This is a genomic window from Mycobacterium sp. NGS56, assembly GCF_059812425.1.
In genome coordinates, this window is record NZ_JCALCQ010000001.1 from 1,119,585 (window position 1) to 1,142,737 (window position 23,153).

General features: G+C 65.2%; 22 protein-coding genes. 10 read left to right on the forward strand and 12 right to left on the reverse strand.

Annotated features, from left to right (window positions below):
- Positions 1–188: 188 nt before the first annotated feature.
- The 5 genes from AC5Y4F_RS05220 to AC5Y4F_RS05240 are packed head-to-tail and all read left to right on the forward strand — an operon-like array spanning position 189 to position 6,090.
- Positions 189–1,385: an amidohydrolase family protein gene (locus tag AC5Y4F_RS05220; protein WP_067934577.1), complete on the forward strand. Its 1,197-nt coding sequence runs from the start codon at positions 189–191 to the stop codon at positions 1,383–1,385.
- Positions 1,386–1,392: 7 nt separating this feature from the next.
- Entirely contained in the window at positions 1,393–2,349 is a 957-nt protein-coding gene (locus AC5Y4F_RS05225; protein WP_067934575.1) for an acyl-CoA dehydrogenase family protein, read from the forward strand.
- Positions 2,346–3,548 (forward strand): acyl-CoA dehydrogenase family protein, encoded by a 1,203-nt coding sequence (locus AC5Y4F_RS05230; RefSeq protein WP_499995382.1) that lies wholly within the window; start codon positions 2,346–2,348, stop codon positions 3,546–3,548. Before AC5Y4F_RS05225 ends, AC5Y4F_RS05230 begins: the two co-directional genes overlap by 4 nt.
- Positions 3,545–5,101, forward strand: a complete 1,557-nt coding sequence (locus AC5Y4F_RS05235; protein ID WP_499995383.1) for a class I adenylate-forming enzyme family protein — start codon at positions 3,545–3,547, stop codon at positions 5,099–5,101. The genes AC5Y4F_RS05230 and AC5Y4F_RS05235 overlap by 4 nt, the downstream gene beginning before the upstream one ends.
- Before the next feature lie 32 nt (positions 5,102–5,133).
- A complete protein-coding gene (locus tag AC5Y4F_RS05240) occupies positions 5,134–6,090 on the forward strand; it encodes an LLM class flavin-dependent oxidoreductase (protein WP_067934569.1) in 957 nt (318 codons plus the stop codon).
- Here AC5Y4F_RS05240 and AC5Y4F_RS05245 read toward each other — a convergent pair.
- The 9 genes from AC5Y4F_RS05245 to AC5Y4F_RS05285 all read right to left on the reverse strand — a co-directional run bounded on the left by AC5Y4F_RS05245 (position 6,087) and on the right by AC5Y4F_RS05285 (position 15,012).
- On the reverse strand, positions 6,087–7,220 hold the full coding sequence (locus AC5Y4F_RS05245; RefSeq protein ID WP_067934740.1) for an amidohydrolase family protein: 1,134 nt from the start codon (positions 7,218–7,220) through the stop codon (positions 6,087–6,089). The genes AC5Y4F_RS05240 and AC5Y4F_RS05245 overlap by 4 nt on opposite strands.
- A 113-nt stretch (positions 7,221–7,333) precedes the next feature.
- Positions 7,334–8,092 (reverse strand): SDR family NAD(P)-dependent oxidoreductase, encoded by a 759-nt coding sequence (locus AC5Y4F_RS05250; protein ID WP_067934567.1) that lies wholly within the window; start codon positions 8,090–8,092, stop codon positions 7,334–7,336.
- Positions 8,089–8,640, reverse strand: a complete 552-nt coding sequence (locus AC5Y4F_RS05255; RefSeq protein ID WP_067934738.1) for an SDR family NAD(P)-dependent oxidoreductase — start codon at positions 8,638–8,640, stop codon at positions 8,089–8,091. The genes AC5Y4F_RS05250 and AC5Y4F_RS05255 overlap by 4 nt, the downstream gene beginning before the upstream one ends.
- 10 nt (positions 8,641–8,650) lie before the next feature.
- The gene (locus AC5Y4F_RS05260) at positions 8,651–10,102 is read right to left on the reverse strand and encodes a class I adenylate-forming enzyme family protein (RefSeq protein ID WP_067934566.1); all 1,452 of its coding nucleotides are present in this window, start codon (positions 10,100–10,102) and stop codon (positions 8,651–8,653) included.
- A complete protein-coding gene (locus AC5Y4F_RS05265; RefSeq protein WP_499995386.1) occupies positions 10,099–10,899 on the reverse strand; it encodes an enoyl-CoA hydratase/isomerase family protein in 801 nt (266 codons plus the stop codon). The genes AC5Y4F_RS05260 and AC5Y4F_RS05265 overlap by 4 nt, the downstream gene beginning before the upstream one ends.
- Positions 10,896–11,711: an enoyl-CoA hydratase/isomerase family protein gene (locus tag AC5Y4F_RS05270; RefSeq protein WP_499995786.1), complete on the reverse strand. Its 816-nt coding sequence runs from the start codon at positions 11,709–11,711 to the stop codon at positions 10,896–10,898. Before AC5Y4F_RS05270 ends, AC5Y4F_RS05265 begins: the two co-directional genes overlap by 4 nt.
- Entirely contained in the window at positions 11,708–12,955 is a 1,248-nt protein-coding gene (locus AC5Y4F_RS05275; protein ID WP_067934564.1) for an acyl-CoA dehydrogenase family protein, read from the reverse strand. Before AC5Y4F_RS05275 ends, AC5Y4F_RS05270 begins: the two co-directional genes overlap by 4 nt.
- Positions 12,952–13,758 (reverse strand): enoyl-CoA hydratase/isomerase family protein, encoded by an 807-nt coding sequence (locus tag AC5Y4F_RS05280; RefSeq protein ID WP_067934562.1) that lies wholly within the window; start codon positions 13,756–13,758, stop codon positions 12,952–12,954. The genes AC5Y4F_RS05275 and AC5Y4F_RS05280 overlap by 4 nt, the downstream gene beginning before the upstream one ends.
- A 3-nt stretch (positions 13,759–13,761) precedes the next feature.
- A complete protein-coding gene (locus AC5Y4F_RS05285; RefSeq protein WP_499995388.1) occupies positions 13,762–15,012 on the reverse strand; it encodes a hotdog family protein in 1,251 nt (416 codons plus the stop codon).
- A 53-nt stretch (positions 15,013–15,065) separates the two neighbouring features.
- Between AC5Y4F_RS05285 and AC5Y4F_RS05290 the strand changes: the two genes are divergently transcribed.
- On the forward strand, positions 15,066–15,893 hold the full coding sequence (locus AC5Y4F_RS05290) for an enoyl-CoA hydratase/isomerase family protein (RefSeq protein ID WP_067934735.1): 828 nt from the start codon (positions 15,066–15,068) through the stop codon (positions 15,891–15,893).
- A gap of 3 nt (positions 15,894–15,896) precedes the next feature.
- Here AC5Y4F_RS05290 and AC5Y4F_RS05295 read toward each other — a convergent pair whose 3' ends face one another.
- On the reverse strand, positions 15,897–16,763 hold the full coding sequence (locus AC5Y4F_RS05295; protein ID WP_067934560.1) for an SDR family NAD(P)-dependent oxidoreductase: 867 nt from the start codon (positions 16,761–16,763) through the stop codon (positions 15,897–15,899).
- Between the two features lie 108 nt (positions 16,764–16,871).
- Here AC5Y4F_RS05295 and AC5Y4F_RS05300 point away from each other — a divergent pair, with 108 nt between their 5' ends.
- The gene (locus AC5Y4F_RS05300; RefSeq protein ID WP_082947620.1) at positions 16,872–18,395 is read left to right on the forward strand and encodes a class I adenylate-forming enzyme family protein; all 1,524 of its coding nucleotides are present in this window, start codon (positions 16,872–16,874) and stop codon (positions 18,393–18,395) included.
- Between the two features lie 21 nt (positions 18,396–18,416).
- Here AC5Y4F_RS05300 and AC5Y4F_RS05305 read toward each other — a convergent pair whose 3' ends face one another.
- Both AC5Y4F_RS05305 and AC5Y4F_RS05310 read right to left on the reverse strand, forming a co-directional pair.
- Positions 18,417–18,821, reverse strand: coding sequence for a Zn-ribbon domain-containing OB-fold protein (locus AC5Y4F_RS05305; RefSeq protein WP_067934556.1), 405 nt, complete (start codon positions 18,819–18,821; stop codon positions 18,417–18,419).
- Positions 18,821–19,966 (reverse strand): acetyl-CoA acetyltransferase, encoded by a 1,146-nt coding sequence (locus AC5Y4F_RS05310; RefSeq protein WP_067934555.1) that lies wholly within the window; start codon positions 19,964–19,966, stop codon positions 18,821–18,823. The genes AC5Y4F_RS05305 and AC5Y4F_RS05310 overlap by 1 nt, the downstream gene beginning before the upstream one ends.
- 89 nt (positions 19,967–20,055) lie before the next feature.
- Between AC5Y4F_RS05310 and AC5Y4F_RS05315 the strand changes: the two genes are divergently transcribed.
- From AC5Y4F_RS05315 to AC5Y4F_RS05325, 3 genes are read left to right on the forward strand one after another with little or no spacing between them, the layout of a single operon-like run.
- Positions 20,056–20,850, forward strand: a complete 795-nt coding sequence (locus tag AC5Y4F_RS05315; RefSeq protein WP_067934553.1) for an HpcH/HpaI aldolase family protein — start codon at positions 20,056–20,058, stop codon at positions 20,848–20,850.
- A gap of 48 nt (positions 20,851–20,898) precedes the next feature.
- A complete protein-coding gene (locus tag AC5Y4F_RS05320) occupies positions 20,899–22,014 on the forward strand; it encodes a TauD/TfdA family dioxygenase (protein WP_499995390.1) in 1,116 nt (371 codons plus the stop codon).
- Positions 22,015–22,042: 28 nt separating this feature from the next.
- Entirely contained in the window at positions 22,043–23,122 is a 1,080-nt protein-coding gene (locus AC5Y4F_RS05325) for a hydroxyacid dehydrogenase (protein ID WP_499995391.1), read from the forward strand.
- Positions 23,123–23,153: the final 31 nt, after the last annotated feature.

Genomic DNA, 23,153 nt, shown 5'->3' on the forward strand with positions numbered 1-23,153 from the left:
CAGGTCCACCGATCATGTTGTCGGTCAGCGGCATTGATTGGGTCATATTTTCCTCTATGCGGCCGCGACCGGGCCGGCCGCTAAGCGAAGGCGTCCTGGTCATCCGGTCCGGGATGGGCATTGTCGGATCAGGATAGTATGTTTTTTGAAAATAGAGAATATTCATTCTCGTTCGAAGGAGCGAAGCGGTGACGACGAAACTCGATTACGGCATCTTTGACTGCGACACCCACTGCTACGAGACAAGGGACGCGTTCACCCGTTACCTGCCGGAGAAGTTTCGGGACCGGGCGATCACCACCGTGCGGGGTGCGGACGGCGTGGAGGTGATCCTTGCCGGGCATCGCGTCGCCACCTTCAACAGCGAAGGGGGTTTGGGTCTCGATGTCGCGTACCGGCCCGGTTCGCTCAAGGAGATGCTCAAGCAAATGGGATCGGGCAACCCTGAAGAGTCCTACGAGCCGCAACCCATGCGAGCGGAATTCATCGAGCGTGCCGCACGCCTGGGCGTCATGGCCGACCAGAACATCGAGGGTATGGTCATCTATCCGAGCGGTATGGCCCTGGCCGCCGAGCACTACGTCGATGACACACCGGCACTGTATGCCAATCTGCGCTCGTTCAACCGATGGTTTGACGAGGAGTGGGGTTTCAACTACGACGGCAAGATCTTCGCCACCGCGCTGATGTCATTGCGTGACTTGGATTCTGCGATCGCAGAGACCGAGGCGATCATCGCGCAAGGTGCGAAATTTGTGCTGCTGCCGACCGGGCCGGCCTACGGACGATCACCCGGGGACCCGTACTTCGACCCCATTTACGCGCGCCTGCAAGAGGCCGGTTGCATCTTGGTGTTCCACATCATGCCGTTCTGGTACTTCGATGCGATCTCACCCGCGTGGGGGCAGAACTCCGACCCCGCCTCTTGGCACATGTCGGCTTGGCAGTGGATGAATATCTATGGCCAGCGGCCGATCGAGGAAACGTTGTCGGCGCTCATCTTCGACAACCTCTTCGGTCGCTTCCCGGGTCTGCACGTCCTCGTCGCCGAGCACGGGGCCGAATGGGTACCATTCTTCACCAGGCACATGGACAAGAGCCGGGGGATGGGCCGCAACGGTCCGTGGATCGGAGGGAAGCTGACCGAGCGGCCGTCGGCGATCTTCCGTCGCCATGTCCGCGTCGTGCCGTACCCCGAGGACGACATCCCATCGATCGTCGCGGGCCTGGGATACGACGACTGCCTGGTAATGGGCTCGGACTATCCGCACGCCGAAGGCTTGGCCGAGCCCGCCGACTTCGTGAAACTCCTTGACCCGCTTGATGATCACGCCAAGCGGCGGATCATGCGCGACAACGCCTATCAGCTGCTCTCCCGGAGTTAACGGCCCGATGGCAGACGGAGACGTCGACCTCGACCTTCTCCAGGAGTCGGCACGGGAGTTTCTGGCCGGGCGCGCGGACAAGGGGTCCGTCAAGGACCTTGCTGCCATGGACTGGACCGGGCTGCTCGTCGATGCGGGGAGGGGCGGGGCTGGCTGGCGTCCGGTCGAAACGTGTGTCGTGGCAGAGGAGCTCGGACGAGCACAGGATAGGTCGGCATGGTTTGGCACCACGTTGGCCGCTGCCGCGGTCGCCTCGGCGTCGGACGACGTCAGGGAGCAGCTGCTGCCCGGCTTGCTGGCCGGTACCGAGACGGCGGGTCTGGCCCTCCACGATGACGCCGTGCGGGTCATCCGCGATGACATCGATTTCGTTGTCCTGCTGAGGCGCGACGGGATCCACCTGATACGCAACCTGGATCCCGCACGGTTCGAGGTGGACGGTGACTTGCTGGACGTCACGCGAACGGTATGGCGTGTCGATCTGAGCGATGCGCCTCTCGCGTTGATCGGGTCGCCCGAACGGGCCGACGAGCTGACCGCGATGGCCAGGCTGCTCGTGTCGGCCGACTCCGTCGGCGCGTTGTCCATGACCCTGGAGCGGCTGACGGCGTACCTGCGGGAGCGCGTGGCGTTCGGCGCGCCGATTGCCAGTTTCCAAGCGATTCAGCACCGGCTCGTCGAGCTCCTGGTTTTCGAGGTCAAAGCGCGGGCCGTCGTCATGCGGGGCGCCCGCGCTCTCGCCTCGGCCGACGCGAGGGCAACCGTGTTGAGTGCAGCGGCGCATGCCTTTGTAGCCGCAAACGCGCCAGCCGCGGTCGACGAATGCATGCAACTATCGGGTGGTATCGGATTTACCTGGGAGTACCCGCTGCACTTCGAGCTGCGGCGGGTCTTCACCAACGGTCACTTGGTGGGCACGGCCCGATCGAGCCGGGCGCTGCTGGCGGAGGTGTCGGGTTGGTGAGCACGTTCGGGGATCGGCCCACTGAGACGCAGCTGGCAGAGTTCAGGAATCGGGTCAGAGCACACATCACCGAACACGCACCGGCGATCGAGGCGCGCGAGGGCCACCGAGCTCCTGAGACGGCCGAACAGGAAGCCAAGCTGCGAAGGTGGTTTGCCGGCCTGTTCGAGGCGGGGCTCGTCGGAGCGGACTGGCCGGTCGAATACGGCGGTCGCGCCGATCATCACCCGCTGCATGACCGCATCGTGAGCGAAGAAATTCTGCGCGCCCGCGCACCGCGCCCGGTGGATCAGGTGAACCTCGCCGCCCACGTGCTCCTGCACTTCGGGTCCGAGGAGCAGAAGCGAACGCTGCTGCCACCGATCCGGCGCAGCGAGCACGTGTGGTGCCAGCTGCTCAGTGAGCCCGACGCCGGCAGCGACATCGCCGCGGTCCGCAGCCGCGGCGCAAGGCAGGACGATGGCGGCTGGCTTATCGACGGGCAGAAGACTTGGATCACCGACGGCCACTGGGCCGACATGGGCCTTGCGTTGATCCGCACGGATCCCACCTCGTCACGCCACCATGGGCTGTCGGTGTTTGCCGTGCCGCTCTCGGCGGAAGGCGTCGAGGTTCGTCCGATCCGCACGATCGGCGACGCGATCGAGGTCAACGAGGTGTTCCTCACCGGAGTCAGGCTCGGTGCCGAGAGCATCATCGGCGAGGTGGGTCAAGGCTGGTCGATCATCATGGCGGGCTTGGACTTTGAACGATTCGGCATCGGCGGAAACGTCATTCTGCTGGAACTGTTGATCGATGATCTAGTCACGGTGGCCAGTCATGCACAAATCGACGGCGCACCGGCGCTGAAGTCCGACGATATCCGGCAGCGGGTGGCCGAATTGGCGGTCGAGGCGGAGGTCGCCAAGGCATTCATCGATGATCACGTGGAGCGGCTGACATCGGGTGACGAGCAACCAGGCGACGGTTCGATCGCCAAATTGAGTTTTGCCGAGACCTATCACCGGGTCGCGGCCTTTGGCGCAGAGCTGGCCGCAACGGCGTCGTCCGTGGGCGCAGCCGATCATGAGGTGCGACAGGCCAAACAACGGTTGCGTGAGTGCTGGCTGTGGTCGCGTGCCTACACGATATCGGGCGGTAGCTCGGAGATGATGCGCAACATCCTCGCCAAGCGTCGGCTGCATCTGCCGAGCCGATGACCGCGCAACCTGCAGCGCAGACCTACTGGTCCCTGCTCGAGACGGCAGCGCGGGCGTACCCCGAACGCGTGGTGGTCGCCGACGATTACGGGCGTGCCCTGACGTGCGGACAGCTGCGTGAATCCGCGCTGACCTGCGCAGCGGTGCTGGCGCAGGCGGGAATTCGGCCGGGCACGGTGGTGTCATGGCAACTGCCGACCACGATCGAGACGATGGTCGTCATGGCGGCTCTGACGCGCCTCGGTGCGGTCCAGAACCCGATCCTGCCGATATGGCGAGAGAGCGAACTACGTTTCGCAACAAGGCAACTCAAGACAGAGGTCATCATCGTGCCCGGATTGTGGCGCGGCTTCGACCATACCGCGCTCGCGCGTCAGCTCGCCGATGAGCATTCGATGGCTGTGCTGGTCATCGACCACGACGCGCCCATCACCGACGTGCTTCGGCTGCCCGCCGGCGATCCGGCGGCTCTTCCCGCGCCGCCGACATCTGATGAGGACCCCCGGTGGATCTACTATTCGTCGGGCACGACGGCGGCCCCGAAAGGCGCGCGGCACTGCGACCGCTCGGTCATCGCCGGCTCGGCAGGCGTCGTCGGCATCGTCGGAGCCTCCAGTAGCGATGTCAACCCGATCGCATTTCCGGTATCGCACATCGGGGGAGCCGCCATGCTCGCCGCCAGCCTCCGCACCGGCATGCGGTTGGTGCTCTTTGACGCCTTCGATCCCGTTGAGACCCCCCTGGCCATCGCCGCGCATCGCCCGACGCTGCTGGGCAGCGCCACTCCCTTCTTTGTCGCCTTCATGGCGGCGCAGGCCAGGCACGGCGACAAGCCGCTCTATCCCCAGCTGCGCGGCTGCGTTGGCGGAGGCGCGCCGATCACTGCGGAGTTGGGTCACCAAGTGCGGCAGACGTTTTCAGTGGACGGCGTGGCCAATTCCTGGGGCCTGACCGAATTTCCGGTCGCTACCTCGCAAGCGCCGAACGGGCCCCCGGAGCTGCTGGATCATACGGTTGGAAAGCCTGTGGCAGGCGTTGCGGTACGGGTCGTCGACGAATGCGAGCGACAGGTCGCGCCAGGGGAGGATGGGGAGTTGCGGCTCAAAGGGCCGCAATGCTTCCTCGGCTACGTCGATGCTTCCCTGGATGCCCAAGCGTTCGATGCCGACGGGTGGTTTCGCACAGGTGATTTGGGGCGAATCGACGACACGGGCAACGTCATCGTGACCGGGCGCATCAAGGATGCGATCATCCGTAACGCGGAGAACATCTCGGCACTCGAGATCGAGGGGGTGCTGGCGAGCCATCCGGCGGTGGCCGACGTCGCGGTGATCGGCGTACCGGATGAGCGAACGGGCGAGCGCGTGTGCGCCGTCGTGGTCGTGCACCCAGGTGCGGCGGTGACGCTCTCGTCGGTCTTCGAATACTGTCAAGCTCGCGGGCTGAGCAAGCACAAAACGCCCGAACGACTCGAAATCGTCGATGCGCTACCTCGCAACCTCACCGGCAAGGTGCTCAAGAACGAACTACGCACCCAGTTCGGGAGTCGGTGAATCCAGAGTAACGGGAGGACATCGGGCCAATAATGTTCACGCTGAGGTTCGACATGCGGGCGCCGTCGATAGGGGCGCATCCGACAGAGCTGTACGCCGCGGCCAGCGAGATGGCGGCGTGGGCGGAAACCCGGGGCTGTGTCGCGGCGGTGCTGTGCGAGCATCATTGCGCCGACGACGGTTACCTGCCCTCGCCCCTGATGCTGGGCGCGGCGATCGCCGCACGCACCAAACAGCTGATGCTGAACCTGGTGATCATCCTCCCGTTCTATGACACCGCGAGATTGGCCGAGGACATGGCGGTCCTGGACCACATCAGCGCGGGCCGCGCGAGCTATGTGTTCGGGATCGGTTACCGCGCAGAGGAGTTCGACCACTTCGGTCTATCACTGTCGGATCGGGGACGACTGGCCGACGAGAAGCTCGGCATCCTTCGTCGGTTACTGGCCGGCGAGCAGGTCGAACACGGCGGCCGCCGGATGAGGGTGACGCCGCGACCGCGCACGCCAGCAGGGCCGATGATGATGTGGGGTGGGGCGAGCCTGGCCGCTGCCAGGCGGGCCGGGCGCAACGGTCTCGGACTGCTCGCCAACGGGGTGGTGCCGGGAATGAAGGAGGCCTACGAGCAGGCCTGCCGCGAAAGTGGTTTCGAGCCGGGATTCACGCTGCTTCCCGAACGCGATACGGCCACAAATTGTTTCGTCGCGGACGACGTCGATGCCGCATGGGACGAGATTGGCAAGTATCTGTTGCACGACGCGATGGCGTACTCGGAGTGGAATCCGGCCAGCACGGTGTCGGCGAACATCACACCCGCCAAGACCGTCGACGAGCTGCGTAGCGCGGCGTCCTCCCACGTGATCCTGTCCGTAAGCGAGGCGAGGGAGCGCGTAAAGGCGGGGGAGATGTTCAACATCGCACCGTTGTGTGGCGGCATTCCGCCGGACATTGCCTGGACCTACCTCGAGCGCTTTGCCGAACTTGGCTAGAGGCCGATGAGCTCCCTGAGGTTGCCGCCCATCACTCGTGCCGTGGTGACCGCGGGCAAATGCTCGAGTTCCTTGACGAAGTCCGTCGGCGCCGCCAACCCCTCGGGATGCGGGTAGTCGGATCCGAACATCACGCGATCCGCACCGAGGATGTCGATGAGATGCGACATGTCCTCCTCGTGAAATGGGTTCACCCACACATGCCTGCGGAAGACATCACAGGGGTGCTCGCTGAATTCACGTGGCTTCTTGCGGTACACCCGATCGAATACATCCATCAAGCGCTGGGCCCACGAGCCGCCGTTTTCGACCACACCGATGCGCAGGCCGGGAAACCGCTCGAACACCCCGTGCGCGATGAAAGCGGCGAGCGTGTCGAAGATGTGGCGGCTCTCCTCGTAGATGAACCCGCGGAACTTCGTCAGCTGGAAGCCCTGGAACTCGTCGCCGCCCTCCCAGTCGGAGAGGTAGCGGTCGTAACCGGCGTCGGAGTTGTGCATCTGGACCGCGATACCCGATGACTCGACCATCCGCCAGAAGTCGTCGAACTCGGGCAGGGCGGGTGAACGCGAGGTGCCGTCCTCCCGCGGTACCGGCGCCGGCCGAATCAGGACCGTCTTCGCTCCGTTCTCCAGGCACCACTCGAGCTCTTGGACGCCCTTCGCCGGATCATTGAGCGAGATCGCCGGGACCGCGAAGATGCGGTTCTGATAGTTGAACGTCCACTCGTCGAGCAGCCAGCGGTTGAAGGCGTGAGTGACCGCATGGGTGAGCTCCGTGTCGGACTTCGTCCGTTCTTCGAGCATCCCGGCCGTGGTCGGGAACATCACCGCGCCGTCGACACCTTGGCGGTCCATCAACGCCAGGCGCAGGTCGGGGCGCCGGAACTCGTCGGGACAACGGATCGGCTCGGCGAGTTCGCGCAGCGTCTTGCCCTCCGGGTTGATCCCGCGGTAGTAATCGGCCCACGCGCCAGGGGTGGGGATCACCTCGTAGGTCGGGTTGGGAATGGTCTCGGTGATGACACCGAGGACCTGGAGCTTCTTGCGGCCGTTGACGTCGACGAACTTCAGCGCGTCGGAATACTTCTCCGGCAGATATCGCGTATAGGCGTCGATCGTTTCGTACATGTGGTTGTCGGCGTCCCACACTTCGAATGCTTTGTCGTCACTCACAACGCCTCCTGTAATTGAGAATTATGATTCTCACACTAGCAAACGACCGTATTCGACTGCGATCGGCGCTACAGGTTCATGAAATGGCCGCCGTCGACGCCCAGGGTCTGCCCGGTGATGTAACGGGCGGCCGGGCCCACCAGAAATGCGACGGCGGTCCCGATATCTCGCTCGGGATCACCGATCCGGCCTAGCGGCACCCGTCGCGACAGGCGTTCTTCCATCGCTGGGTCGGCTTCGATCGCGGCGGTCATCGCAGGCGAATAGGCAAGCGGTGAAACCACATTGACGGTAATTCCGTGGGGCGCCCATTCGCGGGCCAGGCTCTTCGCGAAACCGCGAAGCGCACCCTTCATCGTCGCGTAGAGGGGAAGCGTGGCGCTGCCCTCGATACCCGCCGGCGAGGTCATGACCAGGAAGGTGCCGCCACGTGCTTTCAGCGCATCGAATGCCGCGGCCGCGCAGTTCTGGGCGCCGCCGATCGACACCGAGTAGTGGTCTTCCCACAGCGGCCGGCTCACCTCCTCGAGCCGATGCGGCTGGCTGGAACTGCTGCTCGTGGCGTTGTGTACTACCGCGTCGAGCCGGCCGGTGGCGGCAAGAGCGGCGTTCACAGCCTCCGCGACCTGTTCGGGTACGGTTACGTCGCAACGCGTCCAGGTTGCCCGCTGCCTTCGTGCGGAGATCCCGCCGACAACATCGCATCCGGATTCCGCGCGGGTTGCCACCACGACATGCGCGCCTTCGGCGGCGAGGGCCCTCGCGATACCACGTCCCACACCTGCCCCGGAACCGGTCACCAGGACCGTGTGACCGTCCAGCCTCACGGCACCATCACCGAACCCCCGTCCGCAACAATGGTCGCCCCGACGAGGTGATCGAGGTCGCGACGGAGCAGGAACTTCGTTGTCTCCACAAGGGAGTGGATCAGCGTGTGGTCATCACAGAACGCCGGCGCGGTCAGATGGGACGCGTCAACGCCCGGCGCGAACAGACTTACCGGCGCTGCGACGAGGTTGACTGTCACGCCGTGAGAACACCATTGCCGCGCTGCCGATTTCGCCATCGCCCGGATACCCTCAATAGCCGTCGTGTAGCCCACCAATCCGGCGGCCCCCGCGATGCCGATCGTCGGAACGACGAGCACGATTCGGCCGCCGTGCTGCCTCATGGCGGAATGGGCATGTTGCAGAGCAACGAGCGCCCGCCACATCGTCTCGCCGGCATCCACCGTCGTCGAGCCGGGGCCGACGACGACTACGACAGCGTCGATCGGGGGCGCTAGTGGCGCATCGATTTCTGCTGCGACAGCGCCGAGTCCGTCGGTGAGCGCGGTCGTCAGCGGGTCGCCGGGGCCGAGAACGACTGTTGACATGTTGGGCACCTCAGCTTTTGGCGAGCGCCGCGAGTTCGCGTTTGACCACCTTGCCCACGTCGTTTCGCGGCAACTGCTCGACGAACACGATGCGCACGGGCACGCGGTACGGCGTCAGGCGCTCGCGGCACCACGACACGAGACCGCCTTCGGAGATCGACTCGTCGCCTTTCACCACGAACGCCCACGGCACCTCGCCAACCCGCTCGTCGGGGATACCCACCACGGCCGCTTCGCGCACTCCGTCGGCCGCCACCAACACGTCCTCGACGGCGCCCGGAAACACCTTGAGCCCACCGCGGTTGATCATGTCCGACACGCGGCCATCGAGCCACAGGAACCCGTCGTCGTCGAACCAACCCAAGTCACCGGTGTGGAACCAGCCGTCGTCGGTGAGCCGGTCCAAGAAGGCGGCATCGATCTTTCGGGCGGCGGTCGTGGGCGTGCGGACCATCACCTCGTCGTCGGCGATCGTGACGTCGATGCCTGGCAGTGGCCGCCCGACGGACCCGAGTTTGGTCTCACCCCATTCGCGGGCGTCCGCAGCCGACCAGCCCACCACCTCGCCACCCAGCTCGGTCTGGCCGTAGGAGTTCAGCACGATCACCCCGAATTTGTCCCGGAATCTGCCCGCCTGGACCGGCGAAAGTGGAGCGGTGATCGACCGCACGATCTTCAGTGGCGACAAGTCGTTCACCGAGTCGTCGTGCAGGACCATAGTGAGTGCCGCGGGCGGCAGCACCGTGGACCGCAGCTGGTGCCGTCGGACCAGCGCGGCGAAGTCGGTAGGCGAGAAGCGGTCCATCAAAACAACGCCCGACCCGGCCCGGAATGCGAACAACACCTGATAGATGCCGGCCCACAGCGACAGCGACAGCGGCACCAGGTTCGGCATCGGAGGGCGCTTCGGTTTGTCAGTGGCTGGTTTCGTCCCGCGAAGTTTAGCGAGGAGTCGATCGATGAGGTCGAGCACCGTGGTGTGACGCAGCGGCACCGGCTTCGGTGGGCCGGTTGTGCCAGAAGTGAACTGCAGCAGGGCCACATCTGCGTCGTACTGGCGGGGATCGCCCTGGTGGTGTGTGCCGGCGGTCGCCGCCCACGACAGGTCCTTGCCGCTCACGATGGGCAATTGGAAAGTCGTGAAGCGTTCGGCCAGTTCGGAAGTCGTGACGATGGCAACGGGGCGCAACGTCTCGAGTTGAGTCACGATCTCGGCGTCCGCAGCCCTGGGATTCAGTGGCGTGTACACGCCGCCGGCGCGCCACACGCCGAACAGCGCCGCTATGGTGGTGGCTTCGTTGGGCAGCATCGCGGCGACAACCTGCCCCTGCGTCAGGCCCCTCTCGGCGAGCAACCCGCTGAGCTGGTCGGCACTGGCCTTCAGCTCATCGCGGGACACATCGGCGTCCAGCGTGTGCACCGCGACCTCGGGTAGGGCGTCCAGCAGCTGCGCGAGACTCACGAATCGGCCTCCAATGGCGCCCAGTTCGGAGTTCGCTTGTCCGCGAAGGCCACCGGTCCCTCGTTTTGATCCGGGTGTCCCCACATCGACGTCAGGTGCTTGGCGCCGGCCCGACACGCATCCGTGAGGCCGTACTCCAAAGCGCCCCACAGCGCCCGCTTGGTGGCGCGCATCGCGGCGGGAGAATTCTTGGCGATCTTCTCGGCCAGCTCCTGGGCGACCTCGCGCAGCCTGTCGGGCGGATCGACGACCTGGCTGATCATGCCGAGCTCGTATGCCCGCTGGGCGCTCAGCCGCTCGTGGCTGCCGACCAGCGCCATCCGTAACACGGCCTCGGCGGGCATCTTTCGCATCAGGGCGATCGTCTCCAGTGCACTCACCTGGCCAATCGACACGTGCGGGTCGACGAAGCTCGCATCCGACGACGCGATGACGATGTCGGCGTCGGCCACCCAGTGCAACCCGCCGCCGGCGCAAACCCCGTTGACGGCCGTAATTACCGGCTTGTCGACGTTGCAGTGCCACGCCGTCAACTTCAGGTCCAAGGTCCTCATCGTTTCCTGAAACTGCAACACGGCCTCGCCGTCGAGCTCTTCGACATCGGCGCCCACCTGGAAGGCCCGCCCATTACCGGTATGAACGATGACCCGGACTTCGGGGTCGGCGTTCAATTCCGCCCATGCTCTGGGGAATTCCTCGCGCATCACGACGTCGTACGCATTGAGCCGGTCCGGCCGGTCGTTGATGATCCAACCGACCGGCCCGCGCCGCTGCACGACAAGCCGCTGATACGTCATGAAGCCTCCACTGCGTCCGACAGCGGTTGCCACTGAGGCGTGCGCTTCTCGCGCCATGCCCGGACGCCCTCGCCGTGATCGGGGTGATTGCGCAACCGCCAGATTTCCTCGGCGGCGTCGTTGCGGGCTTGGGTCAAACCGACTTCCAGAGAATGCCACAGCGCCTTCTTTGTGGCGCGCAGGGCCGTCGGCGCATTCGTGGCAATCGCGGCGGCGAGCCGCGCTGCCGCGGGGCGGAGCTGGTCGGCCGGTGTCACGTCGGACACAATGCCCAACTCGTAGGCGCGCCGCGCCGAGATGCGTTCGCCGTTACCACTCAACGCCATTCGGGTTATTGCTTCCATCGGCGATTTACGCAGTAACGTGATCGCTTCGTACGCGACGGCCTGGCCGACCGAGACGTGCGGATCGACGAATGAGGCTCCGTCGGCCGCAATCACGATGTCGGCGTCGGCCACCAGGTGCAGACCACCTCCTGCGCAAATCCCGTTGACGGCCGCGATCACTGGCTTCCACACGCCGCAGTGCCACGACGAGATCTTCAATTCGGCATCCCTGGTGCGCCGCGAGTGCCGGCGCATCGCCTCCTTGTCGCGCGCGACCTGAACCACATCCATTCCGGTGCAGAATGCCTTCCCGTTGGCGGTATTCACGATTACCCGAACGTCGCGATCGCCGTCCAGCGCGGCCCAGGCGGACTCGAGTTCGTCAAGCATCAACGAGTCGAAGGCGTTGCCCGCGTCCGGCCTGTTCAGGATGAGCCAGCCGATGCCGTCGCATACCTCCACCACCAGCCGCTGGTAGCTGGTCACGAGCGCGGGATATCCTTCCAGGGCTTGCCCTTCCATGGGTCCGGCTCCTTGGGCAACCCGAGCACACGCTCACCCAAGATGTTCTTGTTGATATCAGTAGTGCCCCCCTCGGTGGCGTTGGCGAGGCTGCGCATCATTCCGTGGACATCGCGTGGCAGGGCATCGGGGTCGTCGGTGGCCGGCCAGGCGACAGCGTCTGTGCCCAGCAGATCGACCATGAGGTCCTGAATCTGTTGGTTCAACGTGGCCTGGTGCACCTTGCCGATCGAGGATGCGGCGCCGGGGGACTGGCCGGCCGAAAGCGCCGCGCGCACTCGGGCGTTGGTCCAGCCCCGGATCTGCTCCTGTGCCCACAACCGCATGACTTTGTTACGGATGACGGGGTCGTCCCACCGGCCGGTCTCCTGTGCAAGAGTTATCAGGCGTTCGGCGCCGGAGCCACCGAGCCGGCCCATGCCTCCCGACCCGGAACCCGAAACCATCTGTCGTTCACTGGACAACGTTGATGCGCTGACTCGCCATCCGTCGTTGACCGCTCCCACGCGCTGCGCGTCGGGAATTCGTGCGTCGTCGATGAACACCTCGTTGAACTCCGACTCGCCGGTAATCTGGCGCAGCGGCCTCACAACAACGCCAGGTTGGTGCATATCGAGCAGAAAGTAGGTGATGCCCTGGTGTTTGGGCGCCTCCGGATCGGTTCTGGCGAGCAGGATCGCAAAATCGGCCTCGTCGGCCCACGTGGTCCACACCTTCTGCCCGGAGATCACCCAGGTATCGCCGTCCTTAACGGCGCGGGTGGCCAGCGACGCAAGGTCGGACCCGGCCCCGGGCTCGCTGAAGAGCTGGCACCACTTCTCCTCGTTGCGCACAATCGGCGGCAAGAACCGCAGCCGCTGTTCCTCGGTGCCGTGGCTGAATAGCGCCGCCGCGGCATTGTTGAGCCCCAACGGATTCAGCCGCGTGAGCCGCAGCGGACGGAGCACCTCCTCGACCGCGCGGGCGACCTCGTTGCCGACACCCAGGCCGCCGTGTTCGCGCGCCCACGTCGGCACGACGAGGCCGGATGTGGCGAAGACCGGATACCACTTCCGATAGTCCGCCGAACTGCGCACCGTCCGCAGCGCAGCGGGTCCGTTGGCGGCGGCCGTCCGCCAGGTGGCGGGCACCTCGGTTTCGACCCATCGCTCGACCACCGCGACGGCGTCGGCGGCGCTGGTGGCTTCGTTGATCGGCAGTGCGGTCATCGCCCTTGGAACTTTGCATCGCGTTTGTCCCGGAAAGCGGCCAACCCTTCGCGGAAATCCTCACTGCGGCTGGACAGTTCGAGTGCCATCGCCTCGTTCTGCAGGTGGCGGTCGAGGTCGAGCCCGTTGCCGCTCTGCAGCAGCCACTTGGTCAGACCCAGTGCCACTGTGGGGGCATCGGAAAGGGCGGTGACCAATTCGCTTGCAGCATACTCTAATTGACTCTCAGCAACGGCATCGTGGATGATGCCCCACTCGACCGCGGTGGTCCCCGAGATCTCCCTGCCGAGCATTAAGAGCTGGCGCGTGCGAACCATGCCGATCAGCCGAGGCAGCAGCCAGGCCGCGCCGCTGTCCGGGGTGAAGCCGCGGGCCATGAACGGTTCCCAGAACCGCGTATCGTCGGCAGCCACGCAGAAGTCGGCGGCCATCGCGATGTGGAACCCGAGACCGGCGGTCCAACCGCGCACCACCGACACGATGGGGACCTGCGTCTCGAGCATCAATGGGATTAGGCGGTTGGCCTTGTTTGGCAGCCGGCGCTGTGTACTGCCCACCCGCGGCTTGCGCTCCGAGCGAGCGTTGTTGGCGATCAGATCCGATCCGGCGCAGAAGTCCGGCCCCTCGGCGTCGATGCGGATGACACGCACCGATTCGTCAGTGCCTGCGGCGGCCAGATGCGCGATCAACGCGTCGAGCATCACGTCGTTGACCGCGTTGCGGCGGTCGGCACGGTCCAAGGTCAGGCGCAGGGCCGGGCCCTGTTGTTCGGCGCGCAGACCGGGCACGCTGTCGTAACTCATGTCTCAGCGCTCGGTGAATTGTGCTGACACCACGGTGAGCAGCTCCGCGAGGTTCCTCGCCCCGCCGGGTGGATCCGGAAGCCGGACGGGTCCGTGCTCGCGGCTGGGCAGCAAAATCGTCGCGTAGCCGGGCGCCGTGACCTGGCCACGGTGGTTGGTCGCAGCCAGCTCGAGGTCGACGGCGGGACGGTCACCCGCGGCGAGGTACTTGTGCACCACCCTTCCAGTGATGGTGTGCAGGTCGCCGACGTAGTTGAACAGCCGGAACTCGCAGCCGAGCTTCCACAGCCATCCGTCGTCACCCATCCAGTCCGTGCACAAGTGGATGAGCCACGTCTCGCGCATGCGACCGTAGTCGAAGGTGGTGGGATTACCCGCATTGCGGGCGGCGTCAGGCTCCCAGTGCACGCGCTGCTGCGCATCGGGCACACCGTATTCGTTGGGCGTATAAAAGCGAGGAATGCGGCGCCGGTTGCGCCATGCCAGCCGCAGGGGACGCACGCCATACATTCCGGTCCCCATGCCGACATGCCAACAGACCATGTCGGTGACCGTGAGCGGGCCTTTCGTCAACGGCCCGACGTCGTCGCCCTCATTGACGTCCTCCCACCATCGCGGTTCGGCGCCGCGCGGCGACTCGTGCGCGTATCTCTCGTCCAGTTCCGCGATCTCATCGGGGTTCCAAGACTTCAGTTCGACTTCGTCATACTTCTTGCGCCCGCGCGCCTTGCTGCGCTCGGTCCGGATCATGTTGCGATACTGGCCACCCAGGATGACGCCTTCGTCGTCGCGAAACACCTGTGCCGACCATTCGTGGACGGCGCGGTCGGCGAATTCGCTCGTCTTGTCCAACGCTGCGACCAGAGCGTTGCGCCGGAAGACCCGGTGGTTAGCGCGCAAGGGTGCCCACCATTCGCGCGACGACGAGGCGTAGAAGGCATGGACGCCGCGCAACGGATCGCCTTTGGTCAGTTCGCGGTCTTCATCGGAGAGCGTGGTCACCTCGTCCTCACCGATCAACGTGTCACCGCCGACCAGCGCCGGCGGGGCGATGGACTCGCCCCACACGGATTTGGCAGCGTACTCGGGATCGGCCCACAGCGGGTTGGCGTCGCCGTAGCTCTCAGCCACGTGGCGGAAGCTGTCCTCGTTCGGGCGAAAGTAATGAGGCGGCTGGGTATGCGGAACGGCGATACCGATTGTCGCGCGCAGCCGGGCCAGTCCCTCGTCGGTAATGTGACCGGTTTCCGGCATGAGAATTAAGATACCCGAAAAACGGAAACGCAGTTAACGCAGGGGACGCGATGATGAGAGACGAAGCGCCGGGCATCGTGGTGGCCGTCGGTGACGACGGAGTGCAACGAATTACCATCGACCGGCCCGATGTCGGAAATTCGTTGTCGCCCTTAGCTCGTGATGCGCTCACGGATGCATTCACGCGGGCGCACAACGATCCCGGTGTTCGTGCCGTGCTGTTGCGCGCGACGGGCGAGCGACACTTCTGTGCGGGCGCGGGCCTGGCGCCACGGGCGTCGGACGCCGACCCGTCCGCGCAACCCGTTGCCGACAAGCGGCCCGGCGATGTCGCTCGGATGCTCCAGCAGGGGTGGCAGCGGTTGGTTGCGTCCATATTGGACTGCGACAAACCAGTGGTCGCCGCGGTCCGGGGCACCGCTGCGGGCGCGGGGGCCAGTCTGGTGCTGGCGTGCGATCTGGTCGTCATGTCCACGGAGGCAAAGCTTGTCGAAGCGTTCGTGCACCGGGGGATCCTGCCGGATTCGGGCGCCATTCACCTCCTGACCCGAATCGTGGGGCTGCGTAAGGCCACAGAACTGCTGATGCTCGGCGAGCCCGTCGATGCCGCGACGTGCGAGCGCCTGGGGCTCGTCAACCGCGTCGTCGCGCCCGACGACGCCGACGCCACGGCCGAAGAGATCGTCGGACGGCTCGCCGCCGGCCCGACGGTGATGCTCGCACTCACCAAGCGATTGTTGGCGGTGTCGTCGGAGTCCGGTCGCGATCGCGCATTCGAACAGGAGGCGTGGGCGCAGGAGGTCGTGTCGCAGACTGCGGACTTGACTGAGGGTTTACGGGCGTTCGCCGAGCGACGCACGCCGCGATTCCAAGGGTTCTGAGGTTCAGCCCTTCGTCGGCCCCCCGCGGATCGTGAATGTCGAACTGTCGTCGATCCGGTCGATCGAGTCGGCCACGGCCTCTGCGGTGAGCCCACCATCCTCGATGCCCTTGGTGACTCCGATGAAGACACGCGAAACCTGGCCGCCGCCCACCGAGTAGATGTGGGCTGTTCGATCACAGCTGCGGTGTGACAGGTAGACGACCACCGGGGTGACGAGTTCTGGGTCCATGGCCTTACCCGCCTCGCCCATGATGTCCTCGGTCATCCGCGTACGCGCGATTGGTGCGATGGCGTTGATGGCGATACCGTTGCGCTGTCCCTCGATGGCCAGCACGTGCATCATCCCGACCACGCCCATCTTCGCCGCGCCGTAATTCGCCTGACCGAAGTTGCCGAAAAGCCCGGTCCCCGAAGTCGTCTGGACGATCCGTCCGTAGTTTTGCTCGCGCATGATCGGCCATACCGCGCGCGTCACGTTGAACGTGCCCTCGAGGTGGACTGTAATCACCGCGTCGATTTGATCGGCCGTCATGTTCTTGAACGCGGCATCGCGCAGGATTCCCGCGTTGTTGATCAGAATGTCCACCTGCCCGAAGGCGTCCATCGCCGCCGCCACGATGGCCGCGCCCCCCGCCTCGGTGGCGACCGAGTCATGGTTAGCGATCGCCGTCCCACCTGCGGCGGCGATCTCATCGACCACGCTTTCGGCCGCCGATGTCGAGGCACCACTGCCGTCCACCGCGCTACCCAGGTCGTTGACCACGACTCGCGCACCGCGCCGAGCGAGCTCCAAGGCGTGGCAGCGGCCCAAACCGCCGCCGGCCCCGGTCACGATGGCTACCTGGTTGTCGAAAGTCATTGACTGCATGTGTGAGAGGTTACATTTACTCAATCGAGAACAATCATTTGCATCGGAGGAAGCACCATGAGCGGCCCGACTGAGTTGCTGCGACATGCGCGCCGGCGAGCCGAACAAATGCGACCCGGCTACCGCGCAGCCGGTTTCTGGACAGCGCAGCCCGTCGACGTGCTGCGATCCACCGCGGCGCGGCACTCCGCTCGGACGGCCGTCGTCGATCGGGGAACCGAATTGACCTACGGTGAACTGGACAAGCGGGTCGATGCGGCCGCCCACGCCATGGTGAATGCCGGCGTGGCGCCGGGCAGCGCGATTGTCGTGGTTGTCGGTAACGATGTGGACTCGGTGGTAGCGGTCCACGCGGCGCTGCGCGCCGATGCGGTGGTGCTGCTCGTGCCGCGCAGTGCGGGAACCAGACAGATCGCGGACATTCTCACGCGCACCGGTGCCGAATTCGGCGCAGCGCCGAACTGGGCCGCCGGCGCTGAACCAGCCCTGGCTGGGCGTTGTTGCTGGATCGAACCGTGCGCCGGCGAGCCGGTGGGTGCCGCGCAGGCGTTGCGTCCAGCGCGGTCGGCCGACGAGCCCTGCTTTGTGCTCTATACCTCGGGCACGACGTCTCGACCCAAGGGCGTGATCCACTCCTTGAGCACGCTGATCAAGGCGTCGGCGAACTACATCGCGGGGGCGGGCCTGGGTCCGGACGACCGGATCTTTCTGATCAGCCCGCTGGCATCGGTTACCGGGGTGGTGCAGGCGCTGTTCATCGGTCCGATGCTCGCGGCACCGGTGACTCTCGAGGACCGATGGGACCCGGCGGCGACGTGTGATCTGCTGGTCGATTCCGCTGCGACATGGTACGGCGGCCCTGATCGGCTGCTGAACCGGATGCTCGACGAGGCGGTGGCCCGAAACAGGAAAATCCCTTTGCGTGCAGTGTATCTCGGCGGCACCATGTTGGATCGGCGCATCGTGGAGCGAATCGAGAACGAGTTCGGCATCATCGTCATGCGGGCATACGGATCGTCCGAAGTGCCGGTGAGCACCTCGGGCCTGCGCGGCGAGCCCGCACAGGTGCGCCACGCCGATGACGGCGTCCCGCTCAATGACGTGGATGTGCGGGTCGGCTCCGCCGGCGACCCGACGGAATGCTGTGTCCGTGGTCCGCATGCGTTCCTCGGATACACCGACGCCTCGGACGACGCCGAAGCCTTCGACGGGGACTGGTTCCGCACAGGCGATGTGGCGGACCTGACCGACGGTCGGATACGGATCATCGGCCGGATCAAAGAGATCGTGATCCGCAACGGGATGAAGATTCCCACAGCGGAGGTCGAAGAGGCTGTCGCGCGGATCGACGGAGTACGAGAATGCGCGGCATACTCCGTCGCCGACGCTGTGACCGGGGAGCGGCTGGCAATGGCAATGGTTCTCGACACCGATGTCCAGATGTCGTTGTCGGACGTCGCCAATGCGCTCGTGTCGGCGGGGTTGCCCAAATACAAGCTGCCCGAGGAACTGGTGTTCTGGGAGGAGTCACTTCCCGTCAACGCCAATGGGAAGATCGATAGGAACACACTCGATGCGCGCTCCGCAGGCCGGCAGCGTTTGCTGGCCGCGCGTCTTGTCGTGACCGGGTGAGGGTGGTGCCCCGCAGGGGCCCTACAGGCTTGCCGGGTGGAATACCGGGACGACGAACCCGTTTTCCCCCTCGCGGTAGGCGATCACCAACTCCATCTCGGCGCGGAGGTCTTCCACGCGGCAGTTCTCAACGACTGTCATCAGCCGGGGCCCCTCGGCGAGGTCCACCATCGCCAGCACGTAGGGCGTGCGCGCATCGAAGGGTGCGCCATTCTGATGGATGACACTCCAGGTGTACAGGCGCGCGCGACCGCTGGCCACCGCCAACTCGACGTCCTCACTCCAACAATGCGGGCAGAACGGCCGCGCGTAGAGGGAGGTCTGACCGCAGGACCGGCAGCCGTTGACCGTCAGCCTTCGGTCCTGGATGGCCGACCACCATGCTTGGCTGTCGGCATCGGTCGTGGGCCGATCAGGAGCCGTCACTACTGCCTCCCGAGAATCATCGTGGCGCTATGGGTGAAGAAACCACCCATCGCATGGACGCATGCCAGCCGGGCCCCGCTGACCTGGCGCTGTCCGCATTCTCCCCGCAACTGTCTGACCGCCTCGACCATCAGGAACATGCCCCGCATGCCGGGGTGGCACGACGCCAGGCCGCCGCCATCGGTGTTCGTCGGCAGCGCGCCCCCAGGGCGAAGGGCCCCGGACTCGATGAAGGACCCGCCTTCGCCCTTGGCGCAGAAGCCGAGGTCCTCCACGGTCAGCAGGACGGTGGACGTGAAGGAGTCGTAGAGCTGGCACACATCGATGTCGGCCGGGCGCACGCCCGCCTGCGCAAACGCCTTCGGGCCGGAGCGTGCCGCCGCCGACGTCGTGAAATCGGGCCACTGGCCCATGCTGACGTGCGACGTCGCGTCAGCAGCACCGAGGATCCAAATCGGTTCCTTCGCGCAAGCTTTAGCCACCCGCTCGTTGGCGAGCACAACGGAGCCACCGCCATCGGTGCGCAGGCACACATGCTTGGAGGTAAACGGATCGGCCAGCATTGGCGCGGCGGCGACGTCTGCAAGGGTGATGCGGTCACGCTCAAATGCGTTGTCGGTCATGGCCGCCCACTCGTGGGCCGCCACGGCGACTTCGGCCAACTGGTCCACGGTGGTGCCGAATTCGATCATGTGCCGCCTGGCCGCCATCGCGTACTTGGCGATCAGGGTGGCGCCGTACGGCGCCTCGTACTGCAATACGCCGCCGGTGCCCAGTGCAGCAGCCGACCCGCGTACCCGGCGCTTGACGTCGGAACGGGCGGTCGATCCGTAGGTCAACAGAACGACCTCGATCTCGCCGGCCGCGATCGCGGCGGCGGCGTGCCCGGCCATCACTTCCCAGGATGATCCGCCGACATTCGTCGCATCGACCCAAGCCGGTCGCAGGCCGAGGTATTCGCTGACTTCCACCGGCGGCAGCAGCGTGCCGTGCCCGCCGAAGCCGTCGATATCGTGCTTGCCTAGGCCCGCGTCGGCGATGGCTCGGCGCGAGGACTGCGCCATCAGTGCCATCGCGGTCTTGTCGGGAACCCGACCGCAGTCGGAAAGAGCTGCACCCACGATCGCGACGCGGTTGGTCGGCATAGCTAATGGTTATCACATCATCGCTGCAGCCGATAATGCTCGTTGACGGAAATATGGAAACGCTATTCTCGGTCGGCTAACGTGGGCCTATGACGACAGCGCTGCGCGATGCGTTGCGAGGAGACGCACTTGTGCTGTGCCTGGCGCTGCTCAACACACGCACTCCCGACGTTCCGGCTGTCGCGGCGGCATGCGGGTATGACGCCGTGTACGTCGATCTCGAGCACACGTCGACATCCCTGGATACGGCGCAGATGCTATGTGTGAGCGCGCTGGGTGCCGGGATTTCCGGCCTGGTGCGAGTTCCTTCCCACGATCCGAGCGTTATAGCGCGGGTTCTCGATGGCAGCGCGGTAGGAATCATTGTGCCGCACGTTAATTCGAAAAAAGAAGCGGAATCCGTGGTTCGCGCCGCGAGGTTTCCGCCTATCGGTAATCGGTCAGTATCTGGCGCCAATGCGGTCAGCGGGTATCAACCACGACCGGCGCCGCAACTGGTGGAGTCGCTCGAACAACGCACGGTCGTGGCGGTGATGATCGAGACCCCGGAGGCCGTGGAGGCATCCGACTCCATCGCGTCGGTCGACGGCATCGACATGATCCTCCTGGGGCCGAGTGACTTGACCGCCGAAATGGGGATACACGGACAGTATGAGAATGAGCATTTCCACCGTGCAGTAGAATCGGTCGCGGCGGCTTGTCGTAGTCACGGCGTGGCGCTCGGGATAGCCGGAATTAAGTCCCTTGACCTGCTGAAGAGGTTCGTGGGACTGGGATTGCGATTTATCTCGGCGGGGACTGACATCGGGATGATGACCGAGGCGGCCACGACCCGCGCACAAGCGCTCCGCGGACTGGAGGGCCCATCACGGGAACCAGCTTGACGAATGACACCGATAGCCGAGGCGACGTCAACACATCAGGAGGACCGGATGCCGACAGTCATCTACACCAAACCCGTCACCGACCCAATGGCCTGGACCGGCGCCGACTTCACCAGCAAGGAAGATTTCGCGTTCGACCTGTCCGCCCGCAATGTGGCTGCGCTGGAATCGATCCTGGTTACAACCGCAAAAAAGGACCGAGATGACATCACGCCCGAGGACGCCCGGCACCCAGACCTCGACGACGATCTGGCGCGGCTCTACCAGGATTTGATGTTCGGCAAGGGCCTTGCGTGCGTGCGCGGATTTCCGGTCGAACAGCATCCGATCGAGGACCTCGAGCGCATCTACTGGGCATTCTGCACACACCTCGGATATCTCGTGTCGAACAACTCCTTCGGGCACCGGATGGTGCGCGTTCAAGAGGAGATCCTGCCCGGCGGTGTGCAACCCGCACGCGGCACCAAATCCCGCGCGGAACTGGCCATGCACAACGACGCCGCCGACATCCTGTCCCTGCTGTGCGTATATCCGGCGGCTCAGGGCGGGGAGAGCCAGTTTGCGAGCGGACCTGCCGCGCACAACCGCATCCTGGCCGAACGCCCGGATTTGCTTGACGTGCTCTACCAAGGGTTTCCACATCACCGGCGCAGCGAACAACCCGACGATCAGCCCGACATCACGCCCTACGACGTCCCGGTCTTCTCGCAGATCGACGGACGAATCTGCATCAATTTCACCTACAGCAGCATCTTCCCGGCCATGCAGACCCTTGGGCGCGCGTTCACCCCGAAGCAACAAGAGGCCGTCGAGCTGCTGCGCAACGTACTCGTCGAGCAGCAGGTCGAATTCCGTTTGGAATCAGGCGAAGCGGCGGTGGCCAACAACTTCGCCATGTGCCACTCGCGGTCCGACTTCGTCAGTAGTAACGACCCGAAGAAAGCCCGCTGTTTCCTGCGCGCCTGGATGGAGGTCGCGCGCGAGGATCGTCGTCTGCCGATCGGTCGCGAGTATTTCCACATGGAAAACAAGGATCTGCGGCTGGGCTATGACGTGGTGCCCGGGCGCGACGGCGCGATCGCCCGTAATGACTACCGCAATGTAGACGTCGCGCTGGCTGACATGTTCAAGGCAGCCCAGGCCAAACCCAAGGCGCGGCCATGACCGGTGGCGTGACAGGCGCACAAGCTACATGACCGGCGCGCCACGACCGCGGTTGGTTGTCGAGCGGTGGACTGACCCCGCCGCAGGGGACATCCTCGAACACTCCGACATCGACGTCGTCAAACTCGATCTCAGCGCGCCCGCCGAAACGGGTTGGGCCACATTGGAGTCAGCGCACGGCTATCAAGTTGCCACGCGAACCGATGTCGCGGCCGTGGCCGATGGCGCGCAGTGGCTGGCGGGAAAGGAGCTGATCGAGCGCTGTTCTTCCCTGCTCGCCGTCTGTTCGGCCGGGGCCGGATACGACGTCATCGACGTCGATGCCTGCACCCGCGCGGGAATCGCGGTATGCAACAACTCCGGCCCGGGGGCCGAGGCGGTGGCCGAGCACGCACTGGGATTCATGCTCGACCTCGCGAAGAAGATCACCGTCTCGGACCGGGCTTTGCGGGCCGGCCCCCTCGGAGATCGACTTGCCTTGCAAGGCAGTCAGCTACTCGGCAAGACGCTCGGTGTGATCGGGCTCGGCGCCATAGGGGGCCGACTCGTAGAGTTGTGTGCGCCATTCGGGATGGAGGTGCTGGTCTTCGACCCGTACCTCGACGATGCCAAAGCGCAAGGTCGCGGCGTGCGGCAGGTGACCCTTGCCGAGCTGATCGAGCGTTCGGACTTCGTGCAGGTGACCTGCCCATTGACGAGCGAGACGCAAGGGCTCATCGGCACAGCGCAATTCGCCGCGATGAAGCGGACCGCTTTTTTCATCACCACGGCGCGCGGGCCGGTCCATGACGAGGAGGCACTGCTCGACGCACTCGTCAGCGGAGGCATCGCGGGAGCGGGCCTCGATGTGTTCCACGAGGAGCCACCACGGCAGGACAACCCGCTGTTGCAGCTCGATAACGTCGTCGCGACGCCGCACACCGCGGGCATCACCGTGGAGGCGGCGCGGGACATCGCCGTCGCGACTGCGGTGCAATGGCAGACGATTTTCGCCGGCGCGATGCCGCCGCGCCTGCTGAACCCCGATGTCTGGCCTCGCTACTGCGAAAGATTTCACGACATCCTGGGTATCAAACCGACCGCTCGCGTCGCTGCCGCCGCAGAGTGAAAACAGCCCTCCCGCGGAGGCTTTGAGAGAA